This window comes from Streptomyces sp. NPDC102270, from assembly GCF_044766405.1.
Taxonomy (GTDB): domain Bacteria; phylum Actinomycetota; class Actinomycetes; order Streptomycetales; family Streptomycetaceae; genus Streptomyces.
The window spans coordinates 434,971-455,210 of record NZ_JBIWLX010000008.1; the positions used below are offsets into that span (position 1 = coordinate 434,971).

General features: G+C 71.1%; 16 protein-coding genes. 6 read left to right on the forward strand and 10 right to left on the reverse strand.

Going from position 1 to position 20,240, the window contains the following annotated elements; genetic code table 11:
• The first annotated feature begins 122 nt into the window (after window positions 1–122).
• From ACIRP7_RS19405 to ACIRP7_RS19415, 3 genes are all read left to right on the forward strand, one after another.
• Entirely contained in the window at window positions 123–971 is an 849-nt protein-coding gene (locus ACIRP7_RS19405; protein WP_403660595.1) for a 3-hydroxyacyl-CoA dehydrogenase family protein, read from the forward strand.
• A 171-nt stretch (window positions 972–1,142) separates the two neighbouring features.
• Window positions 1,143–1,466 (forward strand): STAS domain-containing protein, encoded by a 324-nt coding sequence (locus tag ACIRP7_RS19410; RefSeq protein WP_352391241.1) that lies wholly within the window; start codon window positions 1,143–1,145, stop codon window positions 1,464–1,466.
• 229 nt (window positions 1,467–1,695) lie between these two features.
• Window positions 1,696–4,215, forward strand: coding sequence for an ATP-binding protein (locus ACIRP7_RS19415; protein ID WP_403660598.1), 2,520 nt, complete (start codon window positions 1,696–1,698; stop codon window positions 4,213–4,215).
• Between the two features lie 27 nt (window positions 4,216–4,242).
• Here ACIRP7_RS19415 and ACIRP7_RS19420 read toward each other — a convergent pair whose 3' ends face one another.
• The gene (locus tag ACIRP7_RS19420) at window positions 4,243–5,796 is read right to left on the reverse strand and encodes an alpha/beta hydrolase (RefSeq protein WP_403660601.1); all 1,554 of its coding nucleotides are present in this window, start codon (window positions 5,794–5,796) and stop codon (window positions 4,243–4,245) included.
• A gap of 133 nt (window positions 5,797–5,929) precedes the next feature.
• Window positions 5,930–6,601: an endonuclease NucS gene (gene nucS, locus ACIRP7_RS19425; RefSeq protein WP_403660604.1), complete on the reverse strand. Its 672-nt coding sequence runs from the start codon at window positions 6,599–6,601 to the stop codon at window positions 5,930–5,932.
• Between the two features lie 255 nt (window positions 6,602–6,856).
• Here nucS and ACIRP7_RS19430 point away from each other — a divergent pair, with 255 nt between their 5' ends.
• On the forward strand, window positions 6,857–7,249 hold the full coding sequence (locus ACIRP7_RS19430; RefSeq protein WP_007384741.1) for an SCO5389 family protein: 393 nt from the start codon (window positions 6,857–6,859) through the stop codon (window positions 7,247–7,249).
• Between the two features lie 85 nt (window positions 7,250–7,334).
• On the opposite strand, the gene ACIRP7_RS19435 is transcribed toward ACIRP7_RS19430, so the two are convergent.
• Window positions 7,335–8,363: an LLM class flavin-dependent oxidoreductase gene (locus tag ACIRP7_RS19435; protein WP_403660607.1), complete on the reverse strand. Its 1,029-nt coding sequence runs from the start codon at window positions 8,361–8,363 to the stop codon at window positions 7,335–7,337.
• A gap of 223 nt (window positions 8,364–8,586) precedes the next feature.
• Between ACIRP7_RS19435 and ACIRP7_RS19440 the strand changes: the two genes are divergently transcribed.
• Window positions 8,587–8,928 (forward strand): hypothetical protein, encoded by a 342-nt coding sequence (locus ACIRP7_RS19440; RefSeq protein WP_037721485.1) that lies wholly within the window; start codon window positions 8,587–8,589, stop codon window positions 8,926–8,928.
• Between the two features lie 6 nt (window positions 8,929–8,934).
• Here the strand turns inward: ACIRP7_RS19440 and ACIRP7_RS19445 are convergent, their stop codons facing one another.
• The 7 genes from ACIRP7_RS19445 to mce form a co-directional block, all read right to left on the reverse strand.
• The gene (locus tag ACIRP7_RS19445) at window positions 8,935–9,813 is read right to left on the reverse strand and encodes an ABC transporter permease (RefSeq protein WP_403660610.1); all 879 of its coding nucleotides are present in this window, start codon (window positions 9,811–9,813) and stop codon (window positions 8,935–8,937) included.
• A complete protein-coding gene (locus tag ACIRP7_RS19450) occupies window positions 9,810–11,000 on the reverse strand; it encodes an ABC transporter ATP-binding protein (protein ID WP_403660613.1) in 1,191 nt (396 codons plus the stop codon). The genes ACIRP7_RS19445 and ACIRP7_RS19450 overlap by 4 nt, the downstream gene beginning before the upstream one ends.
• 112 nt (window positions 11,001–11,112) lie before the next feature.
• The gene (locus ACIRP7_RS19455; RefSeq protein ID WP_403660616.1) at window positions 11,113–11,883 is read right to left on the reverse strand and encodes an ABC transporter permease; all 771 of its coding nucleotides are present in this window, start codon (window positions 11,881–11,883) and stop codon (window positions 11,113–11,115) included.
• A 2-nt stretch (window positions 11,884–11,885) separates the two neighbouring features.
• Window positions 11,886–12,848, reverse strand: a complete 963-nt coding sequence (locus tag ACIRP7_RS19460; RefSeq protein ID WP_403660619.1) for an ABC transporter ATP-binding protein — start codon at window positions 12,846–12,848, stop codon at window positions 11,886–11,888.
• Window positions 12,849–13,202: 354 nt separating this feature from the next.
• Window positions 13,203–14,138 (reverse strand): cellulose-binding protein, encoded by a 936-nt coding sequence (locus ACIRP7_RS19465; protein ID WP_403660622.1) that lies wholly within the window; start codon window positions 14,136–14,138, stop codon window positions 13,203–13,205.
• Window positions 14,139–14,321: 183 nt separating this feature from the next.
• A complete protein-coding gene (scy, locus tag ACIRP7_RS19470) occupies window positions 14,322–18,200 on the reverse strand; it encodes a polarized growth protein Scy (protein WP_403660625.1) in 3,879 nt (1,292 codons plus the stop codon).
• Between the two features lie 232 nt (window positions 18,201–18,432).
• Window positions 18,433–18,873 carry a methylmalonyl-CoA epimerase gene (mce, locus tag ACIRP7_RS19475; protein ID WP_007384751.1) on the reverse strand — a complete coding sequence of 147 codons (441 nt, stop codon included), beginning with the start codon at window positions 18,871–18,873 and terminating at the stop codon, window positions 18,433–18,435.
• A gap of 148 nt (window positions 18,874–19,021) precedes the next feature.
• Between mce and ACIRP7_RS19480 the strand changes: the two genes are divergently transcribed.
• Complete coding sequence (locus ACIRP7_RS19480; protein ID WP_403660629.1) at window positions 19,022–20,224, forward strand: acetyl-CoA C-acetyltransferase; 1,203 nt, start codon at window positions 19,022–19,024, stop codon at window positions 20,222–20,224.
• Window positions 20,225–20,240: the final 16 nt, after the last annotated feature.

The window sequence follows — 20,240 nt, forward strand, 5'->3', positions numbered from 1 at the left end:
TGTCCGTCAGATGAGACGTGACGCGCATTACTAACCGGTCACACAGCCCTTCACGAGCGCTAGTGTCCGCCGCAGAGGCAACGTAAACAGGGCGTAAGGCGTTTCAAAGGGGAGTCGCAACAGTGGCACGGAAGCTTGCCGTCATCGGCGCCGGCTTGATGGGTTCCGGCATCGCCCAGGTCTCCGCCCAGGCGGGCTGGGACGTGGTCCTGAGGGACGTCACCGACGAAGCGCTGAAGCGCGGCACCGACGGAATCAAGGCTTCGTACGACAAGTTCGTGAGCAAGGGCAAACTGGAGGCGCACGACGCCGACGCGGCCCTCGCCCGGATCACCGCGACCACCGACCTGGACGCGGCCGCCGACGCCGACATCGTCGTCGAGGCCGTCTTCGAGAAGCTCGAAGTCAAGCACGAGATCTTCCGCACGCTCGACAAGATCGTCCGCGCGGACACCGTACTGGCCTCCAACACCTCCGCGATCCCGATCACCAAGATCGCGGCGGCCACCGAGCGCCCGGAGCGGGTCGTCGGCGTGCACTTCTTCTCGCCGGTGCCGATGATGCAGCTCGTCGAGCTGGTCCGCGGCTACAAGACGAGCGACGACACCCTCGCCACCGCGCGGGAGTTCGCCGAGTCCGTCGGCAAGACCTGCATCGTCGTCAACCGGGACGTGGCGGGGTTCGTGACCACCCGTCTCATCTCCGCCCTCGTCGTCGAGGCGACCAAGCTCTACGAGTCGGGCGTCGCGACCGCCGAGGACATCGACCTCGCCTGCAAGCTGGGCTTCGGCCACGCCATGGGCCCGCTCGCCACGGCGGACCTGACCGGCGTCGACATCCTGCTGCACGCCACCAGCAACATCTACACCGAGTCCCAGGACGAGAAGTTCGCCCCGCCGGAGCTGATGCGCCGGATGGTGGACGCCGGTGACATCGGACGCAAGAGCGGGCAGGGCTTCTACAAGCACTGACGGTTTTTTCCGCCACCGTAACCGCACAAGCCCCTCTGGTTTCACACCCGCGGGTGAATTCGGTATCGGTTCGCTTACAGACGGCAACCTCTGACCGCCCAACGCAGTCAGAGGTGTCATCACTGGACATGCAAATTCGTGGAGTACTACACGCACTCACGGGGAGCGCATATGTACATCAGGGGCGACCACGCCGAGCTGGTCGTCGGGGGCCGCCTCGACGTCCGCAGCGCGGCGGACGCCCGTACGGTCCTGCACTCGGCCGTCGACGACGGAGCCGGCGACCTGGTGCTCGACCTGTCCGAGCTGGATTCCTGGGACGCCACCGGTCTCGGGGTGATCATGGGGGCCCACCGCCGGGCCGGCCGCTGCGGCCGCCGGCTGGTGCTGCGCCACGTACCGCCGCAGATGCAGCGCCTCCTGGTCGCCACCCGGCTGCACCGGATCCTGGCGATCGAGGGCGGCATCGGCGTGGAGTCCCTGCCCCGCGTCTGACCGAGGCCGCCGTGGCGAAACGCATGTCACGCGCAATCCTCACGAGACTGTGACGTCTCGGACGGCGCGGTACCCCGGGCTGTCGTAGATACTGTGCGAAGGTTTAGGGTTCGGTCGCCCGCTGCCACATTCCCTTCGAGCGGGCCCGGACCAGAAGCGACAGCGCGGTGAGCTGCAGGCCGGGAGGGCCACTGACGGCACACGAGACGCTTTTGGGGGGCTTGAACCTATGGACCCGAACAACCGGGGACCCGAGGAGTACGGCCATGACGACGACGGCGGCTCGCCGCGTCAGCGGCCTCCCAGGGACTCCCTCACATCCGAATTCGGCCAGCACTCGCCCGCGCTCGCCCGCACCGTGCAGCTCGTCGCGGGTGACTTCCTGCTCACCGTCAACCCCGTCGACGGCAGCGAGATAGAGGCCTGCCCGCCCGGCGAGCGGCCCGGACGGCCCGAGAAGTACGGCACCGCCGAACGCGCCGAGGTGGACCGCGCGGCCCGCCCGCCCGTCCCACCGGGACCGACCCGCACCGCGCTGCACCTCCTGGCCCGCCAGGGCGAGCGCGAGCGACTCGTACGGCTGCTCGCCCGCGGCCGCTCGGTACGCCTGACCGGCCCCGCCGGCTCCGGCCGCACCAGCCTCCTCGACCTCGTCGCCGAGGACTGCTCGGACCTCGCCCCCGACGGCGTGGTCCGCCTCACCGGCTTCCACCGCACGGCCGGCGAGCTGCTGTACGACCTCTTCTACGCCGTCTTCGACTCGCCCCTGCACCGCCCCGACCGGGACGAGCTGCTCTCCTGCGTCCGGGAGATCGGCGCGGTCGTCGTCCTCGACGACATCGAGTTCGGCGGCGCGGCCCTCGACGAACTGCTCGACGCCACCCCCGAGTGCGCCTTCGTGATCGGCGCCACTCCCGACGTGCCCGCGCCCTCGGCCGACTCCGCCGTCGAGGAGGTCTTCCTCAGCGGCCTGGAGCGCGCCGACGGCGTGGAGCTCCTGGAGCGTTCCGTCGGACGGGTGCTGACGGAGGAGGAGTCGAACTGGGCGGGCGACCTCTGGTTCGAGTCCGAGGGCCTGCCCCTGCGCTTCGTCCAGGCCGGCGCCCTGCTCAGGCAGCGCGACCGGCTGCGGGCCGGGGCGAACGCCGTCGACGAGTTCGGTGTCTTCGCCGACGCGGCCCCGGTCGACGCCCCGCTCGCTGCCGACGAGGGCGAGGAGATCCCCCTGCCCGCGCTCGGCGAGGCCGCGGCACCCGCCCCGCTGCTCGCCTCCCGGCTGAGCGAGTCCGCCCGTGCCACCCTGCGGTTCGCCGTCGCGCTCGGCGGCGAGGTGCCCCACCAGGCGCACCTGCCCGCCCTGATCGGCGACACCCACGCGGACGCCGCCCTCGGCGAGCTCGCGGACTGCGGCCTGGTCTCCCCGGTCGGCTCCCGCTACCGGCTCGCCGCCGGCGTCCTCACCCAGCTGGAGGCCGCCGGATACGGCGACGACACCGAGCGCCGCGCCCACACCGCCGCCCAGCACTACGCGTGGTGGGCCGGACACCCCTCGGTCACCCCGGAGCGGGTGTGCGCGGAGGCCGACGCCCTGCTCGCCGCCCTCACCGTCCTGGTCCCGGCGACCACCGCGCCCGACGAGGGCGCGGAGGCCGTCACCGTGCAGCTGGCCCGCACGGCGGCGCCCGCGTTCGCCGCCGGCGGCCACTGGGGTGCCTGGGAGCGTTGCCTGCGAGCCGGTTCCGAGGCCTCCCGGCTGGCCGGCGAGGTGTCGGATCAGGCCTACTTCCACCACGAGCTCGGCATCCTCGCGCTCTGCGGCGGACAGCTCGACCGGGCCCGCGCCGAACTGGAGGCCTCCATCGGCCTGCGCGGCGCCCTCGCCGACAAGCGCGGCACCGTCGCCGGCCGCCGCGCCCTCACCCTGGTCTCCGACCGGGACGGCACCGCGCCCGGCCTGGCCGGTCTCGGCGCGACGGCGGGCGAGGAGGTGCCCGACGCCCGGTACGACGAGTCCGCCTCACCGCCCGGGGGAGTCCCCGCGGCCTTCCCGCCGCTGCAGCCGCCGGCCGACTCGCAGACGATCGTCGTTCACCGCTCGCCCTCCACGCCCGCGCCCTCGCGCAAGGCCCGGGGCGGACTCAAGGGCCTCGCCAAGCGCAATCTCGTCGCGGCCGGCGCGGGTGCGCTGCTGGTCGCGGTCCTCGGCACGGTCGTGACGCTGGGCGCCACCTCCGGCAACGACCCGAACGCCCCGTCCAACGAGGTGGGCGTCAACCCCTCGGCCAGCGTCGGCATCGACGACGGCAACCTCGGCGCGGACGTCCCGAAGAACGACGACGGCAAGGGCGACACGGGCACGGCCACGTCCCGCCCGACCGACCCGGGGCCCGACGGGACGTACGGGACTTCGGACGATCCGACGCCCACGGGTGGGGCGGAGCCGTCCGACGAGCCGAGCGGGACGAAGGGCGGCGGTTCGTCGACCCCGTCCACGTCGACGTCGCCCAAGCCGTCGAGCCCTTCGAGTCCGTCCGCGTCGCCTTCCGGCAAGCCGTCGGGCACTCCGTCCAACTCCGCGTCACCGTCCGGCTCGCCGTCGGAGTCGGCGACGCCCACGCCGACGGCCACGACCCCGAGCAACGCCACCTCGGCCAGCGGCCCCGCATCCTCCGCCCCCGTGGAGACGAGCAGCTCGGCCGGCGCGCCGGAGAGCAGCACGGTGAGTTCACCGAGCGGGTCCGTCATCTAGTGCTGTGACCGCGGATCCGTACGGGCCTCAGGACATGCTGCCCCGGCACACCGTCCCCGGGGCCGGGGTGCGGCCCGTGCGCAGGTAGGTGTCGACCGCCTCCGCCACGCAGCGGTTCTGCGGGTATGTGCCGTGGCCCTCTTCCTCGGCCGTCAGGAGCACGCCGACACCGTCGCCCAGGGCGCGGGCCATGTGGCGAGCGCCGGGATAGGGGGTGGTCGGGTCGCCGGTGCCGCCGACCACCAGGACGGGGGCCGCGCCGTCGGCGTTCACCTGGAGCGTGGCGCGCTCGCCGTCGAACGGCCAGTCGTAACAGAGGTAGACACCAGTGGACCAGGTCTCGCCGAAGACGGGTGAGGCGGCTTTGATACGGGCCTCGTCCCTGTCGAGGCGTTCGAAGCCAGGGCGCAGACTGGAGTCCGCGCAGGTGATCGCGATCCGGGCGGCGCGGCTGCTGTCCCGTGGGGTCGCCGCGCGGTCCGCGGAGCCGGTGTCGTCCGCGCCCTTGCTGAGCGGACCGCCGTCGTTGTGGTCGATCAGCGCGGTGAGCGCCTTGGCGAGCGGCGACCAACCGTCTGTGCCGAGGTCGAGATAGTCACTGACCGTGAGCGCGAGGGCGTCGGCGTCGAGGTTCCTTCCGCCGCCGGCCGGGGCAGGCGTCTTCTCCAGGCGGTCGGCCAGGCGTGCCATACGTCGCGCGGCCTCCTCGGGCCCATCGCCGGTCGGGCAGTGGCGGATACGGGCCGCGCAGTGCGCGGCGAACCGGTCGAACGCCGCCTGGACCGCCTTGACCTGCGACACCTGCTCCTCGCTGAGGTCCTCGGTCGGATCGACGGACGCTTCGAGGACGAGCCGCCCGACGTGCGACGGGTACAGGTGGGCGTAGACCCCGCCGAGCGCCGTTCCGTACGAGACGCCGAAGTAGTGAAGCCGCTCGTCGCCGAGGAGGTAGCGCATCAGGTCGAGGTCGCGCGCGGTGTGCGAGGTACCGATGTACGGGAGGAGCGCCCCGGAGTGCTCGGCGCAGGCGGCGGCCCCGTCGTAGCCGGTGTCGTCCGCGTTCTTGCCGCAGCGCACGGGAATGGTCGCGCCAACGCCGCGCGGGTCGAAGGAGACCAGGTCGTAGCGGTCGAGGAGCGGCTCGTACTGGTTGAGGTGTTCGGGTAATCCGCGCACGCCGGACACGCCGGGGCCGCCGAAGTTGAGGACGAGCGAGCCGATGCGCCGGGCGTTCGGGCCGGTGGCCTTACGGCGGATCAGGGCGACGTCGATCGTCCTGCCGGCTGGTTTCCGGTAGTCGAGGGGGGCCCTCATGACGGCGCAGTCGTAGCCCGTGCGCGCGGTGGGCGGCGAGGTGCAGCGGGACCAGTGGAGGTGCCGGCCGGTGGTGAGTGCGGTGGGCAGACCGGCGGGTGGGTTGTTCGCGGTGAACTCCGTACGCGGCTCAGCACTCCGGCCGGGCGCGTCGTGCTGGAGCCAGGCGCCGACGGCCCCGATCGCGGCGAGGACGACCACGGCGAGAAGGCGCGCACCGACCGAAAGGCCCGTCCTGCGGCTTCGTATCGGATGTGCGTCACCCATCGAAATCCCCGCGTCGTCCGATCATCGAATGAATGCAGAGTACAAGCCGTCTCCGACAACAGCTCAGGCACAGCACGAGGGCCGGGTCCGTGCATCGGACCCGGCCCTCGTCGTCGTAGACGAAGACGCGCTGTCAGAACAGCCGCAGCTTGTCGTCCTCGATGCCCCGCAGCGCGTTGTAGTCCAGCACCGTGCAGCCGATGCCGCGGTCGGTCGCGAGGACGCGGGCCTGGGGCTTGATCTCCTGGGCCGCGAAGATGCCGCGGACCGGGGCGAGATGGGGATCGCGGTTCAACAGGTCGAGATAGCGGGTGAGTTGCTCGACGCCGTCGATCTCGCCGCGCCGCTTGATCTCCACCGCGACCGTCTGGCCCTCGGCGTCCCGGCACAGGATGTCGACCGGGCCGATGGCCGTCATGTACTCGCGGCGGATCAACGTGTAGCCGTCGCCGAGCGTTTCGATGCGGTCCGCGAGCAGCTCCTGGAGGTGTGCTTCCACGCCGTCCTTGATCAGGCCCGGATCCACGCCCAGTTCGTGCGAGGAGTCGTGCAGGACCTCCTCCATCGTGATGATGAGCTTCTCGCCCGCCTTGTTGATGACGGTCCAGACGCCTTCGTCGTCGCCGGTCCCCTCCTTCAACGTGCAGGGCGGCGACATCCAGTTCAGGGGCTTGTAGGCCCGGTCGTCGGCGTGGATGGAGACGCTGCCGTCGGCCTTCACCAGGATCAGACGGGGGGCCGAGGGCAGGTGGGCGGTGAGCCGGCCCGCGTAGTCGACGGAACACCGGGCAATGACGAGACGCATGGTCGGCAACGCTACTCGACGGGCGCATGTCCACGCGATTCGGCCCGTAAGGCTGTGGAGAAACCCTGTTCACTTGTGGCCGATTGTGGGCCTGTTGGGAGTGCCCTTTGTTCGCATTCTCCTGGTGCCGTCACCGTCCGTTGCCTACCGTAGTGAACGGGAGGTCGCGAGGCGTGTACTGAGCGTGTCCGGTCGCGCGAACTCCCTCATCTGTCCGGCAACCCCTGAGGAATCGGGGGTGCGAGAGGAGAACCCATGTCGCTCGACGTCTCACCGGCCCTACTCGAGAAGGCCGAGCGAGGCGAGGTCGACGAAGCCGAATTCGTCGACTGCGTCCGGACCTCCCTGCCCTACGCATGGGAGATGATCAGCTCCCTGGTGGCCCAGCTGAAGGTCGACGGCGGCAACTTCGCCGACAACCAGACGCCCCCGCCGGACGAGCAGGCACGCGGTCAGCTGCTGCGTGCGCTTGCGAGTGACGCGATACGCGGCGCGCTTCAGCGGCACTTCGGTGTGCGGCTGGCCTTCCAGAACTGCCACCGGGTGGCGGTGTTCCCGTTGGACTCCTCGGTCGACGAGACGCTGGTCCGCTTCACCTCGGTGCGCAGTCAGCTGCTGAACCAGTCTCCGGAGTTCCGGGACTGCTGACGCGGCGCCGCTCGCTTGCCGCTCCGTACGCGGGAGGTGCATCAGTACGGGGCGGCAAGCTCCCGCCGAACAGGGCTGTTCCGATTCAGGTCAGGTGCGGCAGCACTTCCGCACCCAGCCGCCGTACGTTCTCCTCGGTGGCCGCCAGGTCTCCCGAGCCCTCGACGAGCAGGGCGAAGCGGGTGACGCCCGTGCGTTCGCTGGTCGCCGCCAGACGGTCGGCGGCGAGCCGCGGGGTGCCCACCGGGTGCAGTCCGCAGAGCAGTTCGGTGTAGGCCACCGGATCGCGCATCTGCCGTGCGCGCCCGTCGACCGTGACATGGGCGCCGAGTCCCTGCCTGAGCCAGCCCGGCATCGCCTTCACCAGGGCCTCCACCGCGTCCGTGCGCCGGTCCGCGAGCTGACAGACACCGGCCGAGACATGGGGCGCGTCCAGGACCTTCTCCGGCGCGTGGCCGGCGGCACGCGCCTGCCTGCGCCACAGTGCGACCATCTCCGCCTTCTCCTCGTCCCCGACATGCATCCCGAGCAGCATCGGAAGCCCGCGCTCGGCCGCCAGCCGGACGCTCGCCGGGGAGGTGCAGGCGACGATCACCTCGGGACCCGCCACTTCTGTGAGCGCCTCGGACGGCCGCGGCACGACCGGCACTTCGCGGAAGCGGAAGCGCTCGCCGTCCGCCCCGACGGACGGCTCGCGCAGCCAGCGCACCAGCAGATCGAGTGATTCCGGGAAGCCCTTCTCGTACGCCTCGAGACCCGACCCGAACACCTCCAGGTCGACCCACGGGCCGCCGCGCCCCACCCCCAGCGAGAAGCGCCCGCCGCTCGTCATGTGCAGCAGCGCGGCCTGCTCCCCGAGGGCCACCGGGTGCACCGTGGGCAGCACGCTCACGGCGGTGCCGACCCGGATACGGCGGGTGCGGCCCAGCAGCAGGGCCGCCAGGGTGATCGCCGACGGACAGGTGCCGTACGGTACGAAGTGGTGTTCTGCCAGCCAGACCGCGTCGAGTCCGGCCTCTTCCGCGACCTCGGCCGAGCGGACCGCGCGGTGCAGCGCCTCCCCCTGGCCCTGCCCCGGGAACTGGGCCGCCAACACGAAACTTCCCACGTGCATGTGCTTTTCCTGCTTCCTTGGCTCCGACACGGAGCTCCCCCGCACGGCATAACCGCCCGACACGTGCCGAGGACACGGCCTGGCGGAGAGATTTGCCGATTGTCTGCAGAATGGGTCGCCCCGGAGGGGGACTTGTGGGGGTTGGTGCCCTACGCGTACCCCGCCGCGTCCCGCGTAGGCTGGACGCGGTCCCTGCTTCCTGTATAGCCCCGTGAGGTGTCCTGTGTCCCCGCGTCGCAACCGACCCAAGGGTTCCGGTTCGTCGGACTCGGCCGGCCGGAGTGCCGAGGACGACCGTTCCGGCCGGTACGGCGGCTTCCAGTCCTCGACGCACTGGCAGGGCGAGGACTGGAACGTCCGGCACGTGGCGGGGGCGAGCGCACAGGGCAAGACGTACCGGTGCCCGGGCTGCGACCAGATGATCCCGGACGGCGTCCCGCACGTGGTGGCCTGGCCGGACCACTCGGGTGTCGACGAGCGCAGACACTGGCACAAGGCGTGCTGGAACGCGCGGGACCGCCGAACCACGCGGGTGCAGCGGTCCCGTAACGCGCCGAGGTTCTAGGGCTGTTTACACGTCCCGCTTCTCCAGCAGGGCGAAGGCGCCGGCGAACGCGACGGCCGTCACGCCGGCGATGATCCACAGCGGATCCCAGCCCGAAGGGCCGGAGTCGGTGAGGGAGTTGGAGTAGAAGACGCTGAGCTGGTTCGGAATGGAGTACTCGAACAGCGCCTGGCGCAGGCCTTTCAGGGACTGCGAGACCATGAACAGCGCGATGACCAGCGGGGCCAGCACCAGACCGATCATCAGGGTGACCGCCCCCGCCGAGTGCCGGATGATCGAGCCGACGATCAGCGAGAGCAGGCCGAGCAGCGCGATGTAGAGCGAGATGCCGAGGGTGCCCTTCAGCCACTCCTGGCCGGTCGGGGTGCGGGCGCCGTCCAGCAGGGCCACGTCCGCGAGGGCGACGACGAGGACCGGGACGAGGGTGGCCACGAAGGCGACGGCGAAGAACACGATCGCCTTCGCCGCGAGGACCCGGCCGCGCGAGGGGCAGGCGACCATCGTCGTACGGATCATTCCGGTGCCGTACTCCGAGGCCGTGGTCAGCACGCCGAGCGTGATGACGCACATGCTGCCGAGCAGCAGACCGAAGAAGCCCAGGGGCAGCGGGCTCTCGCCCGCCATGCTCTCCTGCGAGGCGTTGGCCGCGACCAGGGCGGCGGCCCCCAGCCCGATCCCGATCACGAGCAGCACGAACACGCCGAGCGTCCAGATCGTCGACCGCACCGAGCGGATCTTCGTCCACTCCGACGCGATGGCATGCCCGAGATGCGTGGGCACCACGGGGATCGGCGAGGTGTAGCCGGGGTACGACGGCCCACCCGCCGCCTGCCGGTTCGGCACGGCGGCCTGGGCCTGCTGCATCGAAGGCTGCGGGGTGCTCATCGGGCGTCCTCGGACTCGGTCGGGGTGGTGGCGGACGGTGCGGGGGCCTGCGGGGCGGCCGGGGGCTGGGGTTGGGCGTACGGGTTGGGCGCACCCGCGCCGGGGCCACCGTACGGACCGGGCTGCGCGTGGCCCTGCGGGCCCGTGAAGGGCTGCCCGCCCTGCTGGGGCGGCGGCGGGGCGTACCAGTCCGGCTGGCCCTGGCCCGGGACCGGCACGGGGGGCTGCGCGCCCGGCGGGAGGGGCTGCATCAGGCCCGCCTTCTCGTCGACGGTCGAGCGGTAGTCCACCGCGCCCTGCGTCATCCGCATGTACGCCTCCTCCAGCGAGGCCTGGTGCGGTGACAGCTCCCACAGGCGTACGTCCGTGTCGTGCGCGATGTCGCTGATGCGGGGGAGCGGCAGCCCCGTCACCCGCAGCGCCCCGTCCTGCTCCGGCAGGACGTGCCCGCCCGCCTCGGTGATCGCGGCGGACAGCTTCTCGCGCAGCTGCGGCTCGGTGTCGGGCGTCCGCACGCGCGCGAAGCCCGCGGAGTTCGCGGCGATGAAGTCCTGGATGCTCATGTCGGCGAGCAGCTGCCCGCGCCCGATGACGATGAGATGGTCGGCGGTCAGCGCCATCTCGCTCATCAGGTGGGAGGAGACGAAGACCGTACGGCCCTCCGCGGCCAGCGCCCTCATCAGGTTGCGCACCCACAGGATGCCCTCGGGGTCGAGCCCGTTGACCGGCTCGTCGAAGAGCAGCACCTGCGGATCGCCGAGCAGCGCGGCCGCGATGCCGAGCCGCTGGCCCATGCCGAGCGAGAAGCCCTTGGAACGCTTCCTGGCCACGTCCTGGAGGCCGACCACACCCAGCACCTCGTCCACCCGGCGGGCCGGGATCCCGGACAGCTGGGCCAGGCACAGCAGGTGGTTACGGGCCGCCCGGCCGCCGTGCACGGCCTTGGCGTCGATCAGCGCACCGACCTGCCGGGCCGCGTTCGGCAGCCTGCGATAGGGGTAGCCGCCGATCGTCACCTGCCCCGAGGTGGGGTTGTCCAGGCCGAGGATCATCCGCATGGTCGTCGACTTGCCCGAGCCGTTGGGGCCCAGGAATCCGGTGACGGTACCGGGACGCACCTGGAAGGAAAGGTTGTACACAGCGGTCTTGTCGCCGTAGCGCTTGGTCAGGCCGACTGCCTCGATCATGCTCCGCACCCATCGCAAGGTTCAGGACAGCGGGGCGCACGCCCCCCGTAAGGGTTAGGAGCTTATCGGGACGCTGACGGTTCCGCTCAAATGAAAGCAAAGGCTCGTCGCGTCACGCGTCCCGCTTCTTCAACAGGACATAACCGCCGATCAGCGCGACCGCCACCCACAGCGCCATGATCCCGAGCCCGCCCCAGGGGCCGTAGGGGGTGTCGTCGTCGATCGGCGTGACCACCTGCATGATCCTGCTGCCGGCCTGGTCGGGCAGGAACCGGCCGATCTTCTTCGTCGCCGAGACATTGCCCAGGATGTTGGAGATCAGGAAGAAGAACGGCATCAGGATGCCCAGCGACAGCATCGGCGAGCGCAGCATCGCGGCGACACCCATCGAGAACATCGCGATGAGGGTCATGTAGACGCCGCCGCCGATCACGGCACGCAGCACGCCCGGGTCGCCGATCTGAGCCCGGTGCGAGCCGAGCACCGCCTGCCCGAGGAAGAACGTGACGAAGCTGGTGACGAGACCGACGGCCAGCGAGAGCCCGGTGGCCACCGCGATCTTGCTGACCAGGAAGGTGCCGCGCTGCGGCACGGCGGCCAGCGAGGTGCGGATCATGCCGGTGCTGTACTCGTTCGAGACGACGAGCACCCCGAACACGATCATCGCGAGCTGTCCGAGGCTCATCCCGGCGAAGCTGATGAAGGTCGGGTCGAAGGACAGCTTGTCCTCGCGGCTCATGGTGTCGAACTCGTTCTTCGACAGGGCCGAGATCAGGATGCCGAGCCCGATGGTGACGACCACGGCGAGGGAGAGCGTCCACACTGTGGAGGCCACCGACCGGATCTTGGTCCACTCGGAGCGGATGACCTGGGTCGCCGCCATGGTCAGTTCCCCTTCCAGCCGTTGCCCCACGGCTGCTGCTGCGGTGCCTCGACGGGTGCGTCGCTGTGGGCGTGGTACTCGACCGACTCCGCGGTCAGCTGCATGAACGCCTCCTCCAGGGAGGCCTGTTGCGGGCTCAGCTCGTGCAGCACGATCTGGTGCTGCGCGGCCAGCTCACCGATGTACTCGGACTTGCTGCCGTCGACCTCCAGCGTGCCGTTGCCGGTCTCCACGACGGTCACCCCGGCCCCGTGCAGCACGTCGAGCAGCCGCTCGCGCTGCGGGGTGCGGATGCGGACATAGGACCGCGAGTTCTGCGCGATGAAGTCGGCCATGGAGGTGTCGGCGAGCAGCCGCCCCTGGCCGATGACGACGAGATGGTCGGCGGTCAGCGCCATCTCGCTCATGAGATGGGAGGAGACGAAGACCGTACGGCCCTGTGCGGCGAGGGACTTCATCAGGTTGCGGATCCAGTGGATGCCCTCGGGGTCGAGGCCGTTGACCGGCTCGTCGAACATCAGGATCCGCGGATCACCGAGCAGTGCGCCCGCGATGCCGAGCCGCTGGCCCATGCCGAGCGAGAAACCCTTGGCCTTCTTCCTCGCGACGGCGGTGAGACCGACCGTGTCGAGAACCTCGTGCACCCGCTGCTTCGGGATGCCGTTGCTCTGCGCGAGACACAGCAGATGGTTGAAGGCGCTGCGCCCGCCGTGCGTGGCCTTGGCGTCCAGCAGGGCGCCGATGTACGTGAGCGGGTCCTTGAGCTGGTCGTAGTGCTTGCCGTCGATGCGGACGTCCCCGGCGGTGGGCCGGTCGAGCCCCAACATCATGCGCATGGTGGTCGACTTGCCGGCCCCGTTGGGACCGAGGAAGCCCGTGACGATGCCCGGTCTGACGGTGAAGGTCAGGTTGTTGACCGCCACCTTCTCGCCGTACCGCTTCGTCAGGCCCGCTAGCTCGATCATGCGGACCACGCTAGGTGCGGGGTCCGGCAGATGCCAACCGTATGGGCAAACGGAGGCTGACGAGATGGGTAAACAACGTGAGAGCCGTCGACGTCGGTCTCAGGGAGTGGGGGCCGTACGAGGGTTGTCGCCGGCCGGGTGCCGGACAGGGGTCGCCGCGCGGGGACGTACTCGAGGTGCTGCGGGCCGGCGCCGAACGGCAGCGGCGGGCGGCCGAGCGCGGCGGGATCCCGACGGCCGGCCTTGTCGTCGACGACGTCTTCCCGCCCCTCGCGCACCAGTCGCCCCCGGACACGCCAAAGGCCCGCACCTGTCGGGGGAGAAGGTGCGGGCCCTTGATGCCGTCAGGCGGTGTTACCGGGACTGCTGGGCCGGAACCCCACGGGAGATCGGCTCGTCGTCGGCCGGGGTGCTCGCGGCGGCCACCGCGGCGCCCGTCAGCGTGGCGAGCATCTCGCGGACGTTCGTCAGCTGGGCGTTGATCGAGTCGCGACGGTTCGTCAGAGCCGCCAGCTCGCGCTCGGATTCCGAACGGATCCGGTCGGCCTTGGCGTTGGCGTCGGCCACGATGTCCTCGGCCTGGCGCTGCGCGGTCTCCACCGTCTGGCGGGCGCGGCGCTCGGCGTCGGTGCGCAGCTTCTCGGCCTCCAGGCGCAGCTGCTCCGCGCGGTGCTCGATCTCCGCGAGACGCTTCTCCGCCTTCTGCTGACGCGACGCCAGGTCGCGCTCGGACTGCTCGCGGCGCTTGGCGAGGTTCGTCTCGAAGTCGGCGGCGGCCTGCGCGGCCTTGGCGCGGGTCTCCTCGAAGAGGGCGTCCGCCTCCTCACGCTTGGACTGCGCGTCCTTCTGGGCCTCGGAACGCAGCTGCGAGGCGTCGCTCTTGGCCTTCTCGACGATCCGGACGCCCTCGTCCTCCGCCTTGGCCTTGCGCTCCGCAGCGAACGATTCTGCGTCGTTGCGGACCTGCTGGGCCGACGACTCGGCGAGTTCGCGGTGCTGCTCGGCCGCGCGACGGGCCTCCTCGCGCAGGTCCTTGGCCTCCTCCTCGGCGAGGCGGAGGATCTTCTCGACACGCGCGCCGAGGCCGGCGTACGACGGCTCGGCGTCGGACACCTGGGCCTGGGCGTTCTGCGTCTCGAGGTGGAGCTCCTCGATGCGCTTTTCCAGGGCGGTGATGCGGGAGAGAGCGCTGTCACGGTCGGAGACGAGCTTGGAGATCCGTTCGTCCACCTGAGCGCGGTCGTACCCACGCCGCACAAGCTCGAAGCCGTAGGGGGAAGTGTCGCTCATGGGGTTCCTGTCAAATGAGACCGGTGAGGTGATAGGGGGAATCCTAGGGGCCGAAGCGGTGTGTCATCGAGCGGATACGTGTTTGATCTGGAGAATGACACCCCTTTTGAGTGGCTAACCCTGGGACGGCTTGCCAAAAACTTGGTCAAAGGCCCCAGACGGCAGCGGATTCCGACCAGTCGGTCAGCTGTCCGACGGCTTACCCGAACGAGGGGCGCCGACCGCGGCGCCCGCCTTGACGCCGCCGTCCTTGCCCGCCGAGGGGGCCTCGAAGGATTCCAACGCCTCCAGGACATCCTGGACACGGGAGATCTCGGTGTTGATGTCCTCGCGGCGGCGCACGAGGACCTCGAGCTCGCGCTTGCCCTCCTCGACCGTGCGCCTCGCCTCGCGGATCGCCTCGGCCTTGAGCTCCTCGGCCTCCCGGACCAGCGTGGCCTTCTTCTGCTCGGCCTCCTTGAGGAGCCCCTCGGCCTTCTTGACCGCGGCGATGCGCACCTTGCCGGCTTCCGAATTGGCCTCCGAGACCAACTCCTTGGCCTTCGCCTGGGCCTTGCCGAGCTGCTCCTCCGCGGCCTTGATGAGCGCGTCGCAGCGGTCGCCGGTCGACTTCATGGTCTCCGCGGCCTCCCGGCGGGCCCGCTCGTGCAGCGCCTCGATCTCGCCGGTGATCCGGTCACGCAGCTCCTCGGCGCGCTCCCTTATCGCGGTGGCGTCCCGGCGGGCACCGACGAGCAGCTCGTCCGCGTCCGTACGGGCCTTCTCCACGCGCGCGTTGCCCTCGACCGTCGCCTCGGAGACCAGCCGGTCGGCCTCCTTGCGGGCCGCGCCGACCATGGTGTCGGCCTGCGCCTCCGCCTCCGCGGTGGTCTTGAGCGCCTGCTGCTGCGCCTCGCTGAGCAGCTTGTCCGCCTCGGCGGCGGTCTCCGTGATGAGCGTGTCGACCTGTTCGGCCGCCTCGGAACGCCGCTTGTTGGCTTCCTGGCGGGCCTCGTCGAGGGTGCGATCGGCCTCCGCGCGCGCGGAGTTGACCAGCTCCTCGGCCGCGGCCGCCGCGTCCGCCCTGACCCGCTCGGCCTCGCTGCGGATCCGCTCCGCGTGCTGCTGCGCCTGCCCGACCGTGTCGGCGGCCTCGGCCCGCAGCCGCTCCGCGTCCCCGGTGGCCTCCCCGATCAACTGCTCGGCCTTGGCGACCGATTCGGCCCGCACGCGCTCGGCCTCGGCGACCGTCTCCGTCCGCAGCCGGTCGGTGTCGGTGAGGGTCTCCTCGGTGAGCCGCTCGGCTTCGCTGCGCGCCTCGGTGATGAGGGTGTCGGCCTGCCGCGCCGCGTCCGAGCGGATGCGGTTGGCGTCCTCGCGGGCGTCCGCCCGGGTGCGCGAGGCGTCCTGCTCGGCCTGGGCGACGGCGTCCGAGGCCTCGGTGCGCGCCCGCTGGGCGTACTCGGTCGACTCCGACCTGAGCCGCTCCGCCTCCGCGATCGCCTCCGAGACAGTGCGCTCGGCAAGGGACTTGGCGGCGTCCGTCTCCGCGGTGGCCTCGCGCCGGATCCGGGCCGCGTCCTCACTGGCCCGCTCCCGCTCGGCGTAGGCGTCCGAACGGACCCGGTCGGCCTCCTCCTGGGCCTCGCGCCGGGTGCGGTCCGCCACGTGCTCGGCGGCGGAGCGCAGCCCGGTGATCTCCTCCTGCGCCTGCTCGTGCAGCCCGGCCACCGAGTCCCGCACCTGCTGGGCGTGCTGCTCGGCGGCCGACACCATCTCGGTGGCCCGCCGGTCCGCCTCCTCGACCAGCCGTACCGCCTCGGCCTGGGCCTCCTCGACCCGGTTGCGGGCGGAGGCGAGAAGCTCCTCGCTCTGCTCGCGGGCCCGCTCACGCTCCTGGTCGGCCTCCTGACGCGCCGAACCGAGGTACTCCTCGGCCTCGCGGCGGCGCCGGTTGGCCTCCTCCTGGGCGGCGGCCAGCGTCTCGGACGCCTCGGTGGTGATCCGCTCAGCGGCGGTCTGCGCCTCCGCGCGGACCCGGTCCGCGGTCTCCTGGGCCTCGGACTTCAGCCGCTCCGCCTCGGTGGCGGCCTCGGTACGCAGCCGTACGGCGACGGCCTCGCCCTCGGCGCGGGAGGCGGACGCGTCGGACGCGGCCTCGGTGCGCAGCCGGTCGGCCTCCGCCTCGGCCTGCTGCTGAAGGGTGCGGATCCGCTCGGCGGCCTCGGTGCGCAGCCGGTCGGTGTCCTCGGCAGCCTCGCGGCGGATCAGCTCGGCCTGCGCACGCGCTTCGGTCAGGGCCTGCTCGGCGGAGGCGAGACGCTCCTCGGCCTCGGTGTGCAGCCGGGCCAGCTCATCGGCGGCCTCGGCACGGCGTGCCTCTATGGCCCGCTCGGTCTCCTCGCGCAACTCGCCCGCGGCCCGCTCGGCGGCGGCTGTGATCTCCTCGGACAGTTCGACGGCCTCGGCGCGCTGCCGCTCGGCCTCGTTGCGGGTGCGCTCCAGGGTCTCCTCGGCCTGCCGGCGCAGCGCGGTGGCACGCTCGATGGCCTCGGTGCGGACCTTCTCGCTGTCCGTGGTGGCGCTCTGGCGCAGCTCGTCGGCGTCCGCCTTGGCCTTGGAGAGCAGCTCCTCGGCGGTCTTGGCCGCCTCCTCGATCTGCTGGACGGCCTCCTTGCGGGCCTCCGCGCGGATCTTCTCGCCCTCGGCGACCGCGTCGGAGCGCAGCTGCTCGGCGTCGCCGCGCAGCCGACGGGCCTCCTCCTGCAGCTCGACCGTCTTGGCGCGGTACTCCTTGGTGTCGTCCTTCGCCGTGCCCTTGAGCTGCTCGGCGATGTCGTGCGCCTCGGCGCGCAGCCGGTCCGCCTCGGTCTCCGCCTCGCGGCGGATCCGCTCGGCCTCCTCGGCGGCGGCCCTGGTGGTCTTCTGCGCGTCCTCCTGCGCCTTGGTGAGGACGTCCTCGGCGGTCTTGGCCGCCTTGGACAGCTGCGTCGCGCTCTCCTCGGCGGTGAGCGTGCGGGCCTTCTCCGCGGCCTCGGCGACGATCTTCTCGGCCTCGGCGCGGGCGTCCGCGACGATCTGCTCGGCGGCCTCCTTGGTCGCCTCGGCCTCCTGGCTGGCCTCGGTGACCAGCCGGGCGACCTGCTCCTTGGCCGTACGCGTGCGCTGCTCGTTGGCCGACTCCGCGCTCGCGAGCGTCTTCTCGGCGGCCGACTTCGCCTCGGTGAGCACCTTCTCGGCCTCGGCCTGCGCCTTGCGCAGCGCCTCCTCGGCCTCCGCCATCCGCTGCTCGGCGGCCCGGCTCAGCTCGGTGGCCTGGCGGCGGGCGCTGTCCGACTCGGTCGCGGTGGAGGTGCGCAGCTGCTCGGCGTGGTCGGTGGCCTCCTGGGCCTGCGTGGAGGCGGCGTCCAGCAGGCGCTCGGCGTCCGCGCGGGCGCGGCGCAGCAGCTGTTCGGCCTCCGCGCGGGCCGCCTCGGCCTCGCTCTGCAGGCGCTGGCGGGCCTCCGTGGTGACCCGCTCGGCCTCGGCACGGGCGGCCGCCATGGCCTGCTCGGCCTCCGCGCGGGACTCCTCCAGGAGCCGTCGGGCCTGCGACTCGCTGCGGGCGCGCAGCTGCTCGGCCCACGCCACGTTCTCGTTGACGTGCGACTCGACGGTCTGCCGGCGCTCGGCCAGCTCCTGGTCGAGCTGCTGGCGGCGGGTGACGGCCTCCTGGTGGAGCTCCGCCTGCAGACGTGCGGCCTGCTCGGCGTGCTCCTGGAGGATGCGCTGGGTCTGGGCGCGGACCTGGCTCAGCTCGCGCTCGGCGTCCTGGCGCAACTGGTCGGCCTGGATCTGCGCGTTGCGCAGCAACTGCTCGGCCTGGTAGCCGATGTCGCCGCCGCCGAATTCGGGCCGGGACATGAGGGTGCGCCGCGCCTCGTGCAACTTGGCGCGCAGCACCTCGACCTGGTAGCCGAGGTCCTCGGCGTGCTGGATCGCCTTTTCCCGCTCGGTCTTCAGCCGATCCATCTCGGCCTCGAACCGAGAGAGGTGGTCGACGTCAGCCGCCGGCTCTCGCTCCTGGCGTTCGTAGCCCCGCACTGCGCGGTCCCATCCGTCCCCTGGTCGCAAGTCTCTCCAAACGAGCCCCGTCCATCCGCCGAACGGGGCCCCCGGGGAATGGTGTCAGATCAACGGAGGAGCATGCGCTGCTGCCCACTGCTCGACCCCCGAAACCCGGACCCCGGCTCGGTTCTGCCGCCATGGGCAGGACCCGGTCGCCCTGGCAAGAGCGGCGACCGCCCCCAACCCTACCGGCCCATATGTACGAGGGTCAGTGCTCAGGTGACTCAACAGGCGCTGAAGTGACCAGTTCTGTCAGTACGCCATGGCAATCCTTCGGGTGCAGGAAGGTGATCCGTGACCCCATGGAGCCGCGTCGGGGCTCCTCGTACAGGACGCGTACGCCCTTGTCCTTGATGTCCGCCGCGTCCTGGTCGACGTCCGCCGTACCGAAAGCGATGTGGTGGACACCCTCGCCGTTCTTGTCCAGCCACTTGGCGACGGTCGAGTCGGGGCGGGTCGGCTCCAGAAGCTGCAGGTAGGAGGCGCCGCCGTCGGACGTCTCGTTGATCTTGAGCATGGCCTCGCGCACGCCCTGCTCCTCGTTGACCTCGGAGTGGAACACCTCGAAGCCGTACGTGGCCCGGTAGAACTCGACGGTCTTGTCGAGGTCGAAACAGGCGATCCCGATGTGGTCGATTCGCGTCAGCATGTTGTCAGTGCAGCGCTCCTACGATGGTTACGCAACGTGCGCGCGATCACACCGACGGGACGATGACGGCACGGAGTGCCACTCAGTACATTCGAAGTAAACCCTCGTTCACTCCTCGGCAGTGCAGCCGGTAAGGGGATCGCAGCTCATGTCTGGATCGAACAGCACGACCTCGGTGATCGTCGCGGGCGCCCGTACGCCCATGGGGCGGTTGCTGGGCTCGCTGAAGTCCTTCTCCGGAGCCGACCTCGGCGGCTTCGCGATCAAGGCCGCCCTCGACCGTGCGGGGATCGGCGGCGACCAGGTGCAGTACGTCATCATGGGCCAGGTGCTCCAGGCCGGGGCAGGGCAGATCCCGGCACGCCAGGCCGCCGTCAAGGCCGGCATCCCGATGAACGTCCCGGCGCTGACCATCAACAAGGTGTGTCTCTCGGGTCTCGACGCGATCGCGCTGGCCGACCAGCTCATCCGCGCCGGCGAGTTCGACGTGATCGTCGCGGGCGGCCAGGAGTCCATGACCAACGCCCCCCACCTGCTCCCGAAGTCCCGCGAGGGCTTCAAGTACGGGGCGATCGAGATGCTCGACGCCATGGCGTACGACGGCCTGACCGACCCCTGGGAGAACATCCCCATGGGCCAGTCGACGGAGACGCACAACACCCGCCTCGGCATCCGGCGCCCCGAGCAGGACGAGTTCTCCGCCCTGTCCCACCAGCGGGCCGCCGCCGCGCAGAAGAACGGCATCTTCGAGGCCGAGATCACCCCGGTCGAGATCCCGCAGCGCAAGGGCGAGCCGGTCGTCTTCAGCAAGGACGAGGGCATCCGCGCCGACACCACCGCCGAGTCCCTCGGCAAGCTGCGCCCCGCGTTCACCAGGGACGGCACCATCACCGCGGGCAGCGCCTCGCAGATCTCCGACGGCGCGGCGGCCGTGGTCGTGATGAGCAAGGCCAAGGCGCAGGAGCTGGGCCTGGAGTGGATCGCGGAGATCGGCGCCCACGGCAATGTGGCGGGCCCGGACAACTCTCTGCAGTCCCAGCCGTCCAACGCGATCCTGCACGCCCTCAAGAAGGAGGGCCTGGAGGTCTCCGACCTCGACCTGATCGAGATCAACGAGGCGTTCGCGGCCGTCGCGGTCCAGTCGATGAAGGACCTCGGCGTATCCACCGAAAGGGTGAACGTGAACGGCGGCGCCATCGCCCTCGGCCACCCCATCGGCATGTCCGGCGCCCGGCTCGTCCTGCACCTGGCCCTGGAGCTCAAGCGGCGCGGCGGCGGGGTCGGCGCGGCGGCGCTGTGCGGCGGCGGCGGTCAGGGTGACGCGCTCGTCGTGCGGGTACCAAAGGCCTGAGCACGCGTACGTCGTC